Annotated in this window: 12 protein-coding genes; 1 reads left to right on the top strand and 11 read right to left on the bottom strand. The window is 40.8% G+C overall.

Annotated features, from left to right (window positions below; translation table 11 throughout):
* Nucleotides 1-187: 187 nt before the first annotated feature.
* From RMY27_RS01690 to RMY27_RS01665, 6 genes are all read right to left on the bottom strand, one after another.
* Nucleotides 188-1,600, bottom strand: a complete 1,413-nt coding sequence (locus RMY27_RS01690) for a right-handed parallel beta-helix repeat-containing protein (RefSeq protein ID WP_322659898.1) — start codon at nucleotides 1,598-1,600, stop codon at nucleotides 188-190.
* 101 nt (nucleotides 1,601-1,701) lie between these two features.
* On the bottom strand, nucleotides 1,702-2,331 hold the full coding sequence (locus tag RMY27_RS01685; protein WP_322659896.1) for a precorrin-8X methylmutase: 630 nt from the start codon (nucleotides 2,329-2,331) through the stop codon (nucleotides 1,702-1,704).
* A gap of 109 nt (nucleotides 2,332-2,440) precedes the next feature.
* On the bottom strand, nucleotides 2,441-3,250 hold the full coding sequence (locus tag RMY27_RS01680) for a TPM domain-containing protein (RefSeq protein WP_322659894.1): 810 nt from the start codon (nucleotides 3,248-3,250) through the stop codon (nucleotides 2,441-2,443).
* A gap of 286 nt (nucleotides 3,251-3,536) precedes the next feature.
* Complete coding sequence (locus RMY27_RS01675; protein WP_322659893.1) at nucleotides 3,537-4,076, bottom strand: DUF948 domain-containing protein; 540 nt, start codon at nucleotides 4,074-4,076, stop codon at nucleotides 3,537-3,539.
* An 11-nt stretch (nucleotides 4,077-4,087) separates the two neighbouring features.
* Complete coding sequence (locus RMY27_RS01670; RefSeq protein WP_099101749.1) at nucleotides 4,088-4,438, bottom strand: YtxH domain-containing protein; 351 nt, start codon at nucleotides 4,436-4,438, stop codon at nucleotides 4,088-4,090.
* Between the two features lie 458 nt (nucleotides 4,439-4,896).
* A complete protein-coding gene (locus RMY27_RS01665) occupies nucleotides 4,897-5,232 on the bottom strand; it encodes a hypothetical protein (RefSeq protein ID WP_322659890.1) in 336 nt (111 codons plus the stop codon).
* A gap of 763 nt (nucleotides 5,233-5,995) precedes the next feature.
* On the opposite strand from RMY27_RS01665, the gene RMY27_RS01660 reads away from it, so the two are divergent.
* The gene (locus RMY27_RS01660) at nucleotides 5,996-6,988 is read left to right on the top strand and encodes a metal ABC transporter solute-binding protein, Zn/Mn family (protein ID WP_322659889.1); all 993 of its coding nucleotides are present in this window, start codon (nucleotides 5,996-5,998) and stop codon (nucleotides 6,986-6,988) included.
* Nucleotides 6,989-7,307: 319 nt separating this feature from the next.
* Here the strand turns inward: RMY27_RS01660 and RMY27_RS01655 are convergent, their stop codons facing one another.
* The 5 genes from RMY27_RS01655 to RMY27_RS01635 all read right to left on the bottom strand — a co-directional run.
* Nucleotides 7,308-7,805, bottom strand: coding sequence for a DUF427 domain-containing protein (locus RMY27_RS01655; protein ID WP_322659888.1), 498 nt, complete (start codon nucleotides 7,803-7,805; stop codon nucleotides 7,308-7,310).
* 108 nt (nucleotides 7,806-7,913) lie between these two features.
* A complete protein-coding gene (locus tag RMY27_RS01650) occupies nucleotides 7,914-9,497 on the bottom strand; it encodes an HlyD family efflux transporter periplasmic adaptor subunit (protein WP_322659886.1) in 1,584 nt (527 codons plus the stop codon).
* A gap of 113 nt (nucleotides 9,498-9,610) precedes the next feature.
* Nucleotides 9,611-12,622 (bottom strand): peptidase domain-containing ABC transporter, encoded by a 3,012-nt coding sequence (locus tag RMY27_RS01645; RefSeq protein WP_322659884.1) that lies wholly within the window; start codon nucleotides 12,620-12,622, stop codon nucleotides 9,611-9,613.
* A gap of 815 nt (nucleotides 12,623-13,437) precedes the next feature.
* Nucleotides 13,438-15,912: a putative Ig domain-containing protein gene (locus RMY27_RS01640; RefSeq protein ID WP_322659882.1), complete on the bottom strand. Its 2,475-nt coding sequence runs from the start codon at nucleotides 15,910-15,912 to the stop codon at nucleotides 13,438-13,440.
* Between the two features lie 542 nt (nucleotides 15,913-16,454).
* The coding region (locus tag RMY27_RS01635; RefSeq protein ID WP_322659880.1) for a DUF4114 domain-containing protein at nucleotides 16,455-18,171 on the bottom strand (1,717 nt) is incomplete at its 5' end.

The raw sequence follows: 18,171 nt of genomic DNA, 5'->3' as shown, positions 1-18,171 counted from the left end.
AGAGAGATAAACTCACACCCTGCATTTACGCATCGTGTGAGTCGTTTAGTAATTACAAGCCTTACCTTATATCGCAAATATTTCGGCAGTTTGCTCTCAATCGCAAAACTTCTCGATGGTCGCCCAGGAGGTTCAAGCTTTCGGATTCGGGATAAATCTCTCCTACCCTGAATTTCCTTTCTTATTGCTAACGAGAGCATCCCACTTTGATGAGTTTCCCTTGTAAACGATAAGTCACTGTCCCGCAGGCAAAACCTGCCGACTTAGGTTCTACATAAGGTCGTGTTGGCGGATTTTGTTTATCTAACCGCGATTTCCAATCGCCAGATATTTTTTCTAGAGTGGGATACTTGCTTAAAAATTGTGAGCCTGCGACAATATCGTGAGGCCCCTTAACATTTATTTTAGAGCTATTGATGTAGATATTATAATCATAAATAACGTTTTTATTTTTAGTCTTATTATTAATATTTTTTCCAGGAAAAGCATAAAGAATGTTCCTTAAAATTTTGACATCAGATGACGTATGAGCAAATATTTGTCCACCATTAAGTTCTGGACTCTGATTATTTAAAACAGCTGTATTATTTACAATATCAACATGCTCGCTTAAAAATGCATGAATACCCGATCCACCATTATTAAATGCAAGATTATTTTTAACTAAAGTATATCCTTTATATGGACCTAGTTTTGGGTTTTCATCATTTCTTGTAGTATCGATAATAATACCATTACCATCAGTGATCTTTCCGACTGCAATCCAAGGGATGTACATACGATTGTTGTAGGTTTTGTTGTTAGTAACAAACATCTTGTATCCCCGCTTGTTGTCAGAATTCCAACTGCTCAATATCGAAATGCCACTGCAACCATAAACGCTATACCAGGCATTATCGAACACTTCGTTATTATCTATTGTCACATAGTCCGATTCAATCGCTGAAATGCCTGCTCCTCCACACTTATGTACCTTGTTGTTGACAATACGTATATGGTGACTACGACCATCTTTTCGTCCATCCACATTAATGCAGTTTCCATTCGTTAGCGGGTTTAGTTTGTTAGTTTTCTGACTCATCGCATAATTAAGGGTTATGTTGGCGTTGTTTCCTATGACCTCCAACCCATTTATCTCAATATATGACGCTCCATTGCGAATCAAAATTCCATGCCATCCATTGTGTTGAATTTTCGGTCGATGTCCAGGATATGCTTTAAACTTAATCCATGCATTTGCTTTTCCAGAGCGAGTAATAGATACTACGTCACCACTTGGTTTTGCATTCCTGTAGACTCCGTTCATAATCAATACTGTATCGCCAGGGTTAGTCAGATTTGCTGCCCTTTGAATTGTCCTAAAAGCGGATGAAGTAGAGAGTCCGCTATTTTTGTCATTGCCAGCACCACTAACATAGTATGTTTTTGGAGTTGCCCTAGTGCTGATTAACTGACGGTTGGATAGGATAATTTCCTTGTTACTAGATACCTGACGAACGTTTTTAATTAAAGATATTTTTATTCCTTCTCCATCAGCGAAAAGATTTAATACCACAGGAATTGCAAGATATGCGCTTAAACTGAAACCTTGAATTACCACAAGATAAGGCTCCTTGAACGGCACGACTTAACCAAAATATCAGGATATTCAATGATTGATGAATACTCTTTTGGATACAAAATACAATAAAGCCGACTTTCCTAGCTCCCTCGATTTCCATCTTGTCCATAGGCTTGCCAAGCTAAGTCTACCAATCCATCAACGATCGCAGCTGCTACAACTGCATTTCCTTTGCGGCTGTCAATTATAATGTGAGGCACTAGAGAGTCTTGTAAACGCTCCTTAGCTTCATCAACATTTACAAATCCCACTGGAGTTGCGATTATTAAAGCAGGTCTAATTTCCTCAACTTCAATTAAATCCACCAGTGCAGTCAGTGCCGTTTGCGCTTGACCTACCACAAAAATGCCCTCTGGATAACGCTTTGCTAAGGTTTCTATTCCCCATGCTGCGCGAGTCTTTTCTTTTTGAGGGCGTGTTAGAGCTTCCATGCTGCAATACACTGGATTCGCAAAGGTGTTTTGAATGTCGTAGGCAATACCTACTTGTACCATCGGCACATCTACCACAATTGTGGTACGTGCGGCTAGCGCTGCTGCTCCAGCTTGCAAGGCACGCTCAGAAAAGCGAATCAAAGACTTATACTCAAAGTCAGCCGTGGCGTAGATTACCCGACGCACAATCTCATACTCTGCGGGTGAAAAGACATGGTCGCCAATTTCACTATCAATGATTGCTAAACTTTGAGCATCAGTTACGTGCCATTCCATTTTTGTTGAGCTTCTCAAATATTAGCTTTCAGCTTATCAGCTTCAGAGAGTTAACAGTTAGGAGTTAGGAGTTATAAGTTAATTAAACTACTCGCTCCTAACTACTCACTCATAACTCATTACTAGAAGAAGAGCGACTGAAAATAGGAGATAGGTAGGCAACTAAGACGCCAATGAGAAACCCAGAGATATTGCGAACTAAAGGCAACCAGTCGCTTGTACGTGTCACAACTGGTCCAATGCCGAAGGCAATAAACAAGATTCCCCACAAAGGTGAGAAAATTAAAGCCCATTGCCAAGCAAAAACTTGTCCTTTTTGGCGGGGTTGAGCTGCAAATCCACAAATCACCCCACCAATAACTGAAGTAATCAAGGTGAGAATCCATTGCTCTCGTGGTAGTCCGGGGACAACATTACAACCGCCTTTGAGCAGACAGCCTTTAACCGATTCTAAGGCTTGTAGAATGGCTTGATCTTCGCCTTGTTCGCGGACAAAATACAAATTACCGAAGCGGGTTTGCAGTTCTATCCAAAAAGTCCGGGGTAAAAGTTTATAAACAGCATCGCCGACGCTAAAACTGAGGATGTTTCCGCCACGAGAATCGGCAACGAGTAGAATGCTTTTGTCATCTAAACCCCAATATTTTATAACAGCCCTGCCTGGGGTGCGGTCATATTGAGTTAAGACTCGCAATTTCCAGCCTGTGTCGGCTTCGAACTGCTCTAAATCTTTGACAAGCTTTTCTTCTTGCAGCACAGGCAGAGATTTAGCTAAATCTACAACTGGAGTAAAGGTGTCAGGGAGTAACTCAGGATTGTCATAAGCCAGCGCTGGGGGAGAATGCATCACCCAAATTGACCCAGCCAGGAAAAATATTGCAATAGATACTAGAATTCGTCGCCAAAAACAAGATTGCATGGACGTTTTTATACAAATATTAACGGTAAAAGCGAACAAGTTGTTTTAAAAGAGTACTAGAAAAATGATAGTTCTTTACACTTGTTTACTTTACTCTAATCTAGGGGATCAAAGCAAAAGGTTTTTAAGAGAAGGGGGAGTGGGGTAGATGAAGAGAAATAACCAATGCCTTTCAGGAGGCTGAGTGCTGTTAGTGTTAGCAGGGCTTTTAACCTATGCTGAGTTCTGAGTCGGGAATCTCACTTATTTACTCACAACTCGTTACTGTTTTGCCCTATGCCCTAATTCAATCTTCGTCATCAAAATTGTTTTCCCAGCTAGCAGTGTCGTTATAACCATCATTAACGCGGTATACCTCTGCTTTGCTCCGACGATTTTCTTGCCTCAGCACTTCCCGTTCTCGCAACGTTAGTGGTGGTTTTTCATTACTTGGCAAGCGATCGCTCGTCCGCCTTACAGGTTTTTGGCGCGTGAAGTTTTTCCAAGCAGCTTTCGCGCCAATAAAAATGCTGCGCGTGCTTACTTGCAGATTTTGAGCCTGAATTCTTGCACTATCAAGGCTTTTATCTACTTGTTTCACAACCTGACTAGCACTTTTTACGCCCTCGCTGACATCATCAGTTAAGTCAGTGATTTCTAAGCCAGTTACGCGGATGGCTTCTAGAGTGGGTGGTAACTCCCGCGAGAGAGTATCAAATAGCTTTTCTGCACTGCGAGCCGCGCGTGCTAACTCCTGCAAAGCCGGTATTGCCGCCACTAAAACCGCAGTCAAGCTTGTGGCGACTAAAAGTAAAGAAAGTCCCAACCAAAACAGGGGTTCAATCACGGTTATGTTATTTATGAGCGTTCTAATGGCTGGGGAAGCGAATCTGAGTCTTCAACAGATGTTTGCCGCTTCAAGACTTGGCTTTCTCGCTGACTGGCATCTACACCTGCTGCGATCGCTTCCCGTAATCGATCTAAAGTCTCATCCCAGTTTCGCAGTGCGCTAGCAGAGAGACGATCTGCCTGAATTTGCACACTCATTGATAAATCTTCTGCCAATTCTGGGATAGCATTGGCAGATTTTTTCAAAATTTTACGCGTTTCGCGCCCTGTGCGTGGAGCTACGAGTAAACCGGTCAAAGCACCGATGGTAGCTCCCAGCATCAAACCGCCAAAAAATACTCCAGAACGGTTATTAGACATTTTATTGTTTCTCTCCTTACACCCATTTTAGGTGGGTTTTCTCCCCTTGCAAGACTCAACTGATTTTATTCAGTTAATCTATGGTGACAAAATATCAGCCAGAAAAGTTGCTTTTATTCATTAATACTAAAAGCATTAATTACTTATTATTCAAAACTCCCCGTATTTCTCAAAGTTTTGATACCTCTAGTGGGCATCTCTTTGTGTTATGTCTTGGGTAGTTCCGTACCCTTCTCCTGATGGAGACGCTCTGACTAACAAGCTTTGAGGGTATGGAAAGGGGAAGCGATGCCTGCGGTGGTCACTGAGCCTGTCCTGAGCGTAGCCGAAGGGCGCAGCCGAAGTGCGGGCTATGCCTACGCTAGAAGCCAATGCACCCTATGGAATCTTACTACGGATCTCTCCGTGTGTTCTCCCATCATCCTTAATCATAAATGTTCATCTGAACCAGACATAACTCATTTTGCAACTGTTCTTTTCCCAGAAATTAACTCTAGCTTCGGAAAATAACGCTGCCAGATTTGCCGTCCTAGCAAAAGTAGACTGATAATTTGCCGCACTTGTTGAATTTGTATTTGTAGCGCTTGATTTCTCTGCCGTAAGTTATAAATATTCTGTTGGCTGAGATAAATATTTTCGGGTGCTTTATTCAGTGCTGCATTAGTACAACTTTCATAGGTGGTTAACCTATCTGCTATATATGCTAGCTGCTGCTTAAGTTGCCACACCCGCCAAGCCACATAGAGTAGTATTAGTGAAATCAGGGTGTTAATTATGACAACTAAAATTACCATTGTTTATCTTGACCAATATTAGCTTTGAGGAATTGTTCTATATACTCGATTTGGCTCTTATTGAATGATGAAAAAACTAGAGGATAAAATTTATGCCACAGAGTACATCCTGGATTCTGGCAATAAAAAGTAATTAGATAATGCTCTAAGCGATATTGAGAGGCTTTACTAGGTGAAAATTAGTGTAACAAAGGCTGATGGTTAAAAAATCGCCAATTTGCCAATTTTGTAACAATGATATGTCCACACTTCGCAAAACCACAGCTACAATTGCCTTAGATTCACGACTCGGTTTGCGAAATCAACCCGTATGCTCCATAAGCCCCATCATTACTACCTCTCACTTCTTAACCTGATAATCCTAGTTAATTTGGAGCTTTGTGGGATGTAAGCACAATGGTATAGACCCTTCAACAGATGGTGAGAGAACTACACTACCCTCCTTGGATACTCCCCAGCATTGCCTTTATTATTGTGCTCCTACCTCTACCAGTTTTCCAGTCTGTCATGTGCAGTTAACTAATATTTTGCCTGCAAAAACCTCATTAGTGGTTCACCAACCAAAAATTGCTGAGTGTGGACTTGGGAAACAGATAAGTGATAGAGGAGAAAGTCTATTAATTCCTCTCCCCTTTACCTTTTTTTTACCGAAGGCTTCCCCATCAGCCCTTAACTTCTTCTCGCTGAAGACTTTCCCCTGGTATTTTACTAATACTTTACCAATAATGATTATCTTTTTTTATACATCCAGTAGGAGTTGAGGATGTCAAAAAAATCACCATTGAATAATTTCTTCCCAGTTATTCTTGCTGCCTTAACAATTGGATTTGTTGGATGTAGAAATCAAGCTGTAAGCACTACATTCACTCAGACTAACACCCAGGTAAATGAGAATCTTCCCCAAGTCGTAGCGACTACAAGCGTACTGTGTGATTTAACTAGGCAGGTTGCCGGAAATACAGTTAACCTCACCTGCTTAATTTCCCCTACTGCCGACCCCCAATTTTATAAACCAAAACCGGAAGATCGTAAAACGATTGAGCAAGCTAATCTTATTCTTTATAATGGTTACAATTTTGAACCAAATCTGATCAAGTTGATTAAAGCGACTAAAAACTCTACACCAAAAATAGCCGTCGCTCAATTGGCAGTGCCTAAGCCACAAAAATTTCAGGCAGGTGGTAAGAATATAGCCGATCCTCATGTTTGGCACAATACCAAAAATGCTATCAGAATGGTGCAGGTAATTAATAGTAATTTGAGAAAATTACAATCTAGTGATGCAGAGGCTTATAGCAGTAATACTAAAAAAATTACCAATGAACTCACTCAACTAGATAGCTGGATTAAGTCAAGAATTGCCAGTATTCCTACCAAAGAACGTAAGTTGGTTACAACCTCGGATGCACTAAGTTATTACGCCAAAGCATACCGTATTTCATTGACAGGAGGATTGCAAAGTATTAGTACGAACGAAAAGCTGACAGCAGAACGAGTCAATAATTTGGCTACAAATATTAAACGGGCTAAAGTCTCAACAATTTTTGCTGAAGTGGAAATTAATCCTAATTTGATTCAATCTGTAGCCACAGAAGCTAAAGTGAAAATTTCTGACAGAAAGCTGTATGCTGAGGGACTTGGTGAACCAGAAAGCGACGCGGACACTTATCAGAAAATGATGATTGCCAATACACGCACAATTGTAGAAGGGCTAGGAGGGACGTATTTGATGTTTGAAACGAAAGCTGCTAGGTAGCTATAACATCAATTCAGTAATCCTCGAAATCGGGTTTATTGATATTTCATAAAACTTGGTTTATTAGTATATTTTTGGAATACACAATTGGAGTTTTAAAGGTTACGGAAGATGGGTAAAAGAGATTGTGTTATTTAGATTTATTAAGTCTCCACCATAGCAATGCTTTCTTTTGCATCTCTTTGATGAACCCATCTTTCCCATCTATATATTCGATGATATCGTTAGGATATTGGTACTACTTCTACTTTCATCTGGATTTAGAAACAACATTCTTGAATTTGAATTTAAAATCCAAAATCCAAAATCCAAAATTGACTTACCATCCCCAAGTACCAGGAGCGCCTTTAAATGGCCCAACAATATCACTGGTTATCCAACCACCGTAGAAGTTACCTGGTTGTGGTTGCACCTCTTCGCCATTAACGTAGCATTTATCCATTAAATGAGCATAAAAAGCTACATAGTCCTTGATAGATTCAAAGGCTGGTGTGGGTTTGGGGTAGAACCAGGCAGCATTATGGACTTCTTTATCCCCAACTCGGATTGTGTAGTAACCAGCACTTCCCTTCCACTCACAAAAGCTAGATTGCGGAGTCATCTGTAGATATTCCATTTTGATATCCGCTGGGGGAATGTAGTAAGAAGGAGGATGACTGGTTTCTAAAACACGTTTGGCGCTGTGAGTATCTACAATTACTACTCCGTTAAAGACTATTTGGATATGTTTGGTTGTGTCCTCCAAAAGAGGAGGACGGGGGTAATCCCAAACTGATTCTTGCCCAGGAGCAGGTTCGATGCGTTGAAAATTAACCATTATCAAGAGTATTGAGTTCTGAGAGAGGAAAAAGTACTCAGTACTAATGTACTTAGTGAAGCAGCAACCATTCTCGTGAAGTCACTGCGGTTTTTAACTCAACCCTTTTCATCGTACCTGTTTAAGAGCATCAACTTGCTTGGTAAACAACTCAGTGAATAAACTAAGCACAGTCCGTTCTTCGCGCACTTTTATATTGGCACTAATGGACATACCTGATTGCAGGTTAACTTTTTTGCCCTTAATGACTAGGGATTGTTTATCTAATGAGACTTTTGCCGGAAATCTGTAAAACTGATGGGTTTCGTCTGGGGGTAATGCGTCTGAACCTATCCCAGTCACTTCTCCCTTAATATCACCAAACTCGCTGTAAGGAAAAGAGTCAATTCTGACATCTACTTTCATACCTTTTCGCACAAACCCAATATCTTTGTTAGTTATGAAAACTTCAGCGATATAGTTTTCTTTAGGGACAATTTGCAACAGTTTTGTAGTTGGAGTGGCGACAAATCCAGGATTTTTTGCTTGCAAATCGAAAACTGCTCCAGCTACAGGTGCGCGAAGTTCTTGATATTTAACGTTTAACTGTGATTGAGAGATTTTACTATTGACATCTGCCAAACGCTGCTCATTTTCCAGCACAACTTTCATGAATTGGCTATCAATTGTGGCAATCTGCTGTTTGTTCTCAGCTATCTTATCCAAAATGTTTTTATCAGAAACAGCCACCGTATTGCTTAACTCTTGTTGTCCTTTTTCGATATCAAACTGGAGACGTTTCAGTTCCTCACCTAGCTGCGCTACTTCTGCTGTACGGTTTTGAACTTCTTGTTGCTGATTGAGATACTGAAGTTGAGAAATCCCACCTTCTTCTGCTAATATCTTCAGCTTAGTTAAAATTCCTTCTTGAATGGCTAAACTTGATTTACTATCTTCCAGCTTAATTTGATTTTGAATCAGTTGTTTTTTGATCTTTTCTACTTCTAATCGTGCTGCGGAAGATCGAGAGTCTAATTCCTGTTTGGCAACTCGTAGAAGTTGTTGTTCATCAATTCCTAGTCTAGAATCTTGACCAGAATTTTTTAATTGAGTGCGGAATAATTCATTTTCTGCTACTAATGCTGCCCGACTTTTCAACAGAAAAGCAGTTTCTTGCGGCAAATTACCACGCAAATATAACAGTTCAGATCCATTGGCAGTACTTGCATTCATCAATCGGCGATAAATCTGGTTTTCTTTCATTAATGCAAGGCGAATTTTATTCAAAGAATTTAATTCGGCAACAGAGGCTATGGAATCAAAAGTTAGCAGTAAATCACCTGGCTTTACTTCTTGTCCATCTTTTACATTAACTGTTTTCACCACTCCGCTCACAGGAGCCTGAACTTCTTTGACTGTTCCTTGGGGTTTTAATTGCCCGGTTGCTGGCACTACTTGTTCAATTTTTGCAAAATAAGTCCAAGCAATACCAAAGCACGCTAGCCCCACTAGTGTCATCATGATTGTACGCGACCAAATTGGAGATTGGCGCAAAACAATAGATTGCTCAAATTCCTGATTGTTTAAATTAGTAAAAGACTCTTGAGCAGCTTTTTGTTGTTTTGTCAGTACCTGTGAATCGTGCTTCACTCCATTTTTGTGATTACCGTTTTTGTGATTGCCGTTGAGATGATTCCCATTAAGTTGAGTCATAACGATTTTGGGTTTTGGACTTGTCGTGAGCGTTTAGTCGAACGATTTTGAATTTTTTGTAGGGTGGGCAATGTTTCCCGATGCCAAAAACCTTTGCCCTCAAGAATGACTAATTACAAGTTTACATCTTGTTGCTGGTACAGGTAATAATAATGACCCTTGGTAGCCATTAATTCTTGATGGCTACCTTGTTCTATAACCCTGCTGTTATCCATCACAACAATCATGTCTGCATTACTTACGGTGTTCAGTCGGTGGGTAATAAAAAATACTGTATCGCCCTTGAATGCTTTGGCTAAGTTGAGACATATTTGCCGTTCTGTGGGATAGTCTAATGCGCTAGTTGCTTCGTCTAAAACTAATAATTTTGGTCGTTGTAAAACTGAACGAGCGATCGCAATTCTTTGTCGTTGTCCACCTGAAAGTGCAGAACCCCGTTCTCCCACCCGCGTGTTGTAACCGTTTGGTAAGTTCATGATAAACTCGTGGGCGCACGCAACCTGAGCCGCTTCGATAATTTCTTCGGTTGTGGCATCGGGATTGGTTAGGGCAATATTTTCCTGAACACTGCCGTCAAACAATAATGTCTCTTGAGGAACTACGCCAATTTGTCGTCGCAACGAATAAAGTTCTACTTTGGCGATATCATAACCATCAATCAAAATTCTGCCAGACTCAGTTTCGTAAAGTCTCAGCAGTAATTTCATCATCGTACTTTTACCAGATCCACTTTGCCCGACAATGCCGATAAATTTACCTGGCGCAAATTCCAGGTTGACATTAGAAAGTTGCAGAGGACCACTTGTGCCAAACCGAAAGGAAACATTTTCATATTTCACTGCTCCCTTGATTGAAGGTAAAGGTATATTGTAGCGGTCTGTTTCTGCTTCTTGTGGGGTATCGACAATATCGCTTAAACGCTCTAGAGACAAGGCAGTTTCTTGGAAGCTTTGCCAGAGTTGAGCTAAACGTAATATTGGGCTGGTGACATAACCCGATATAATCCTAAAGGCAATTAATTCGCCTAAAGTTAATTCTTGTTGCAGTACTAAATAAGCTCCTACCCACAAAACTAGTAAGCTGCTGAGTTTGTTGAGAAAGTTGCTAGTAGAGTTAGCAAGGGTAGAAGTCACAACTGTTTTAAAACCAGCGGCGACAAATCGGGCGTAACGCTCTTGCCAGGAAAAGCGCGATCGCAATTCGATATTTTGCGCTTTTACTGTTTGAATGCCTGACATCACCTCCACTAAATAAGATTGAGTTTCGGCGTTGCGTTCGGCCTTGGCACGTAACTGTCTGCTAATAGTGGGAGAAGCAATTAAGGTGATCACGACAAACACAGGAATTGTGCTTAAGCCGACTAAGGTAAGTTGCCAACTATAAATCAGCATCACACCGATATAAACTACTGAGAACAGAGCGTCCAACCCCACTGTTAAAGCAGTACCCGTGAGGAATTGGCGGATATTTTCTAGTTCGTTAATACGAGTGGAAAGTTCACCCACTGGTCGGCGTTCAAAATAGCGCAACGGTAGACGTAGTAAGTGGTCAATGATTTGCGACCCTAAACCCATATCGATCCGGTTCGTGGTATCGACAAATAAGTAGGTTCGTAAGGTAGTTAGTACTGCTTCAAATAGCCCAACTACTAATAGCAAAATCCCCAAAATATGTAGTGTGCCAATACTATTTTGAGTGATAACTTTGTCGATAATTAACTGAACGACTAGCGGATTTGCCAACGCTGCCAACTGCACGAAAAAGGAAGCGATAAAGACTTCTATTAAAACTCGACGGTGCTTTGACAAATAGGGCAGAAACCACCGTAAACTAAAGCGTTCTTGGGGTGTTTGGTTGGTAGCACTCAGCAGTAATACCCTAACTTTGGGCGGAAAGTCAGTTGGATCGACATCTAATTGTTCAACCAATTGAGCAGGTTTGCAGCGCACAATTCCTTTGGATGGAACACCCACAACCACGGTATTGGCATCTACTTCATATAAAACGGCAAAATTATCACCGTAGCGAATTAGCGCAGGTGTCGGAATGCGCGTGACTGAAGCGACTGGTAACTCTATCAACTGCGCCTTCAGTCCAATTAACTCTGCCAGGTAAGCAGTAACTTGAAACGATATAGTCCCTTGACGTTTGATTTGCTCAGTTAAGATGCGGCGAACCACCTCGCGACGAAACGGCATTTCTAGGTGCTTCGCGATCATTTGGAAGCAGGCGAAGGTTGAATTTAATTCTCCTTTACCGCCAAAAAATGGGTATTTTTGTTTTGACGAATTCTTTGAGTTTTGGGGGGCTGGTTGTGGAACTATTTCGTCTGATGCGTAGGGAATAATATCTAAGTCGTCAGCGCTATCTCTATCTACTCTGGTTTCAGTTATTGCAAGTTCTATTTCATGACTATCTTCTAAGAGCAAATCTGACGGATGTATACCAAGCAAGCGTGCGGGGTTTTGACCGATGACCTGAATTTTATCTCTGTCATCGTCTGGTTCTAGGCGATCGCCAGGTGAAAAATTCGTGACTGTACCACCGCCACTCACAAACCAAACGCTTTTGCTATCCAGTTGGTTAAATGGAGTTTTTCCTGAAGGGAGATAATATATTTTCGCTTGGGGTAAGGCTTTTTCTGCCAATTCTCTGAAATTTAAAGTGGCGATCGCTTGTTTTTGCCAATAGGAACTGAGAATATCGAAAACTTCTACCAAATAACTGCGGTTTTTGCGAGCTTCGGCAAAAGCTGGGTATGAAGCTAGGAAGCTAAAATATGCTGATGCACTCAAGGTTAAACATACTACTTCGGTGGAAGCGATCGCTGTTTCACAGGCGACATTGCGCAACAAACCAATTTCACCGATAATTTCCCCAGGTTGCAGTAATTTTAGGGTGATTGGCAATTGCGTCTGGGGATCGTATCCCAACAGCCGCACTTGTCCCTCATAAATGATGGTGATGTGTTCCGGGAGACTTTCTTTACCGATGATTTTCTGGCCTATACGATAGCGCCAGGCTTGCAGTTGTTCTGATAGATTAGCGATCGCTCCATCCGGCAATTTCTCAAACCCTTCTAGGGTAGTGAGAAATTCGGGAAAAGTGTTCTTAATATAAGTCATATAAAACAAGTTAAAGTGAGGAATTAAGTCGAAAATATTAGGGAGTATCTCTTTTACTAACAGTGGCAGTGTTTGGTTTTATGCCAGCAGTGACAAGACTTCTGGGGAATGTAGGTGTTTAAATGTGTAACAGCACACAGGGTAATTGAATCTAATTGCAGGCCTGTATTCATATCACACGGTTACGATTGTTACGCATTTTTCAAAATAAAGCATACTGTAAATAGATTGAAGACAAGTTATCACTTGGTTAACGCTACATAATTTATACAAAACTAAACTCAATATTGAGGATTGCAACTATGCAACATCGATACTCATCATCAAACTAAAATACATAAACATGGCTGTTAAATTTAGAGATGTATATTTTACTTTATGATAATCAACATGAAAGTATCACAGATGCTTTCCTAAGTAAATACCCTAGTTAAGAATTATGTAATAAAAAAAACTTTAATTTTCTGAATTATTTTTTACAAATTCTTAAATACAAGGATTGACAATATCAATAATGGCAGCAAACAGGAGCTTTCCTCGTTAAACATCACCTATACCTGATTATGAAATAATTCTCCATCACTTTTTTGCTAGCTTAATTTAATAAAAATTAACCGGAAAAGTAAAAGGGAAGATTGTTTGTCACCCTAGAAGAATCAACTATTAAATTTATGAAGTAAAGACAATAACTGCCTTCAGTAAATTTACTAGTTTAATTAATAGCGAGTCCATTTAATCACCACGCATAAAATAACCTCATGCCGCAACCGGGATGAGGTTGTTTTATTTTTCTAAGTAATTACTCGCCTTCGATACTAGGCAAGATTAGCACTCAAATTGACCTGCACAATCACATCGTTGTAATCTTTGTCACCACCATTTGCTAAATCTTCAAAACCAAAGGTGTTATTTCCTAACAGCCGAATGTGATCTACCCGATCTGAATTAGCACCCAAGAATGTGAAGTAAACATTTTTATTGCCATTGCCATTGAGAATCGTATCAGGTGTGCCATCCACAATAATAAATGGTGCAAACAAAGAATTCGGCTCGAAAGCGCCAGTGTAATTTGCAGTACCTTGGTTGCCCACCGCCAAGTCAATGCCTGCAACACGCCCACGCACAGCAGCTTCGGCGTAGCCAGCCTGACCAACGAGAATGTCTGCTGTGCCATCACCGTTGGTGTCAATACCACCATTTTCATCAGCCACCTGATAGAAGCCGACAAAGTTATTGTAAGATGCCTCTCTGTTGACTTGAAACTCAGCTGTTACCGATTGTGTCACACTCCGTAAATCAATCAGTTCGCCTTGATATTCGCCTTGCAGACCAGTACCCAAAGATACCTCTTGATTGGTTGGCTGAATATTCACTACCAAATTCTGAAAATTAAGAGAAAACCCTTGATCTTCTATGTTGTTATTTGTACCTGAGGAAAAAAGCACACTTGAGAAGGGGGTTTTTCCAGACAGTACAGCTTGAGTAGTACTGTTGGATACCAGATAAAATCTGAGCTTGGTATCAGAGTCGAATTCTAAAATGTTTTTCAGGTCGGCAGGATTAAAACCATTAGGCAGATTGGCAAGAGCGGAGAAAACTACCTTTGAACGCAAAAGAGCCGCTTGCGTATAGCCTTCTGCACCAGGGGCTATGCCGTTAATCCTACCTTCTTCATCGTCAACAGCAAATACATTTAGTTCATTCACCTCTGAAGAGGTGTTGTTTTTAATATTGACTGAGAGTTTTGCTTTATCACTTTTAATGTTCAACTTAGTCTTGACACTAAAGATATCGCCTGTAATTGTCACTACAGGAGTATCGTCAGCAACCGCAAGTTGAAACAGATCACTGGCTTGCTCTCCTGCAACATCCTTAGCTGTGACTTTGATGTTCAAACTACCTACGTCCTCATTCTCAGGAGTACCACTGAAGGTAAGGGTAGTAGGATTGAAGTTCAACCAAGTAGGTAGTAGGTCATCATTTTCCAGGGTTGCAGTGTAGGTGAGAATGTCACCTACATCCGCATCACTAAAGGTGTCATCTGGGACAGTGAAGTTGAAAAGTGTGTCTTCGGTAACTTGTTGGTCTGCAATTTCTTTTAGCAAGACAGGAGGATCGTTAACATTATTGATCGTGATTTTAAACACATCACTGACTTGCTCTCCAGTAACATCCTGAGCGGTAACTTTGATGTTTATACTACCTACGTCCTGATTCTCAGGAGTGCCACTGAAAGTCCTGGTAGCAGTATCGAACTTCAACCCTTTCGGCAAAGGCGTATCGTCGGGCAGAGTTGCAGTGTAGGTAAGGGTATCTCCGACATCTGGATCGGTGAAAGTGTCATCTGGTACAGTGAAGGTGAAGAGAATACCTTGAGTGGCTTGTTGGTCTGCAATTTCTTTTACCAAGACAGGAGGATCGTTGACATTATTGATCGTGATTTTAAACACATCACTGGCTTGATTTGCAGTAGTATCTGTAGCGGTAACTTTGATGTTTATACTACCTACGTCCTGATTCTCAGGAGTACCACTGAAAGTCCTGGTAACAGCATTGAACTTCAACCCATTCGGCAAAGGCGTATCGTCGGGCAGAGTTGCAGTGTAGGTGAGGATATCACCGACATCTGCATCACTAAAGGTGTCAGCTGGGACGGTGAAGTTGAAGAGTATCTCTTCGGTGGCTTCTTGATCTTGAATTGCATTCGCTACCACTGGAACACTTAGTACTGAAGCGTAGGCTGCCATTACTTTTGGCTGAAACGCCAGAGTAGGAACAATTGCCTTCGTAGAAACTTCCAGTTCCCAGTCACCACCTAATGCAGTACTCCCCGTTAAGTTATCAGATGCCGCTACTACTGCACCTGTGAATTCACTCAGGCGCTGTACAAATGCTTTACCTTGCTCTGTTTGCCCAACTTCACAACCATACAATAGTAGTTGTGCATCTGCACTCAAAACATTTGCCCAGTCCATGAGTTGCCAAGCATAATGGTTGAGGGTTTCGTAGCTGAGTTGACTGTTCCCCAGGTAGACTTGCCCTGGTGCGCCGTGAGAAACAATGTGTAGGGTATTGATTTCCCGATGAGTTGCCAGCACTTGGCTAATTTGTTCAATGCCATTCTGGTCAGGGTCTAAGACTACAACAGAGGTATTCGGCAATACACCTGCTACTAGACATTGGTAGTTCTCAACCTGTGAGTCGATGAAAACTAAGTGAGTAGCAGGTATTGGCTCATACAAATCTTGAGTTGATTGGGTAGCGATCGCCATCGAGATGGTGTCTGACATAATTACTCTTATTAATTAATAGTTTTTTCGTTGCAGCCGTTGTGTGCTATATCCTGGAAATCACGTAGAAGCAGGATTTTTTTGGCATAGCCAAGGAGTCAATTATTAAACTGATATAAGAATCATATTTGATATCTGAACAAGATTTTAGATAAAATCCTGATAAAATCGGCTTTTCAGTCTCAGGATGTTTTCAAAAATTAAATCGGAATCCTAATATAAATATAAAAAGCTAATGGTAAACTTCAGTAAATATACTGCCTAAACTTTCGGCTCGATATTACCATACCATCAATAATAATAAATGACGCAAACAGAGAATCAGCTTTGAAAGTTGCAGTGTAATTAACTGTCTTTTGGTTATTCACCGTCAAAAAATGCCTGTAACACGCTGATGCACAGGTTTAGGACTGATGCAAAGGTTTTATTGGCGATCGCATTTATACATATATGAGTCCATGTAATCACCATGCAGAAAAGAACCTCACCCCTTAACCGGGATGAGGTTGTATTATTTTTCTAAGTAATTACTCGCCTTTGATCTAGGCAAGATTGACACTCAAATTTATTTGTACAATCATATCGTTGTAATCTTTATCACCACCATTGGCTAAATCTTCAAAACCAAAGGTGTTATTTCCCAACAGTCGAATGTGATCTAGCTTATCTGAGTTAGCACCCAAGAATGAGAAATAAACTTTCTTGTTGTCATTGCCATTGAGAATAGCATCGGGTTTACCATCCACAATAATAAATGGTGCAAACAAAGAGTTCGGCCCGAAAGCGCCAGTGTAATTTGCAGTGCCTTGGTTGTCCACTGCCAAGTCAATGCCTCCAACACGCCCACGCACAGCGGCTTCAGCGTAACCAGCCTGTCCAACAAGGATATCTGCTGTGCCATCACCATTAGTGTCAATACCACCATTCTCATCAGCTACCTGATAGAAGCCAACAAAGTTGTTGTAAGATGCTTCTCTGTTAACTGCAAACTCAGCTGATACTGATTGTGTCACACTTCGTAAATCAAGCAGTTCACCTTGATATTTACCTTGTAAACCAGTACCTAAAGATACTTCTTCTTCTGTTGTCTGAACCGTCACAACGAAATCCTGGAAGTTGAGAGAAAACCCTTCCTCTTGCGTGCTGTTACTTGTAGCAGAGGAAAAAACGACACTTGAGAAAGAAGTTTTTCCAGACAGTACAGCCTGAGTAGTACTGTTAGATACCAGATAGAATCTGAGTTTAGTACCAGACTCAAATTCTAAAATATTTTTCAAGTCGTCGTTCTTAAAACCCTTGGGTAGTTTAGCAATGGAGGATAAAATTACCTTTGAACGCTCTAGAGCGACTTTGGTATAGCCCTCTGAACCAGGGGCTATGCCGTTGATTTTACCTTCTTCATCGTCAACGGCAAATACACAGAGTTCATTCACCTCTTTAGCGTTGTTGTTTTTAATCTTAAGAGATAGCTTTCCTTTTTTACCCTTAACTTTACTGTTGACAATAAAGATATTCTGAGTAATATTGACAAGCTGGAAAATTGTTGTTGTCTGGGTATTTGTAGTAGATCCAAAGCTATCAATATTAACATCCAACTCTTTATCAAAAGAAAGTCCAGCAAGGTCAGTTGTGCGGACACGAACTTTATAACTAGATTTAGTCGCGTCAGATTTAATTTTTAAGCTATCTCCCTCAATGATGAATGCATTATTGTCAGTATCGCCAGCACCCGTTACTAAACTGTAAGTGTGTTTATCGTTTTGGTCTGAGTCAGTAGTGGTGAAAAGACCAATGATTTTGTTATCATCATCGTCGTTATCATCTCCATCACCACTACTATTATCGTCATCGTCATCGTCATCATCATTGTTGATAGCGCTAAATATCAAGTCTGTGGGCTTTTCGTTGAGATCCTTGACATTGATAACTAACTCTTTCTCAAAGGAGAGTCCACCAAGGTCTGTACTAGCTACCCGAATATTATAAGTTGATTTGCTTTCAAAGTTGGGAGAATTAATTATTTGTAGGCTATTGTCAACAATGCTGAATAGGGCGTTATCAGCATCGCCAGTACCCGCGATTAAACTATAGGTGTGCTGGTCATCAGTGTCTGGGTCAGTGGTGGTGAAAGTGCCAATTTCAGCACTTGCAACTACATTCTCATCAACACTAGTAGCACTCAACATCAAGTCTGTGGGGTCAAAATTGGAATTATTTAGTAGTAGCGACACATTGTTGTCAGTGGAGTTAGCAACAACC

This window comes from Nostoc sp. DedQUE09, assembly GCF_034530915.1.
In the GTDB taxonomy this organism is placed as follows: Bacteria; Cyanobacteriota; Cyanobacteriia; order Cyanobacteriales; family Nostocaceae; genus Nostoc.
The sequence above is the reverse complement of the archived record's forward strand: the minus strand, read 5'-3'. Positions and strand labels throughout refer to the sequence as shown.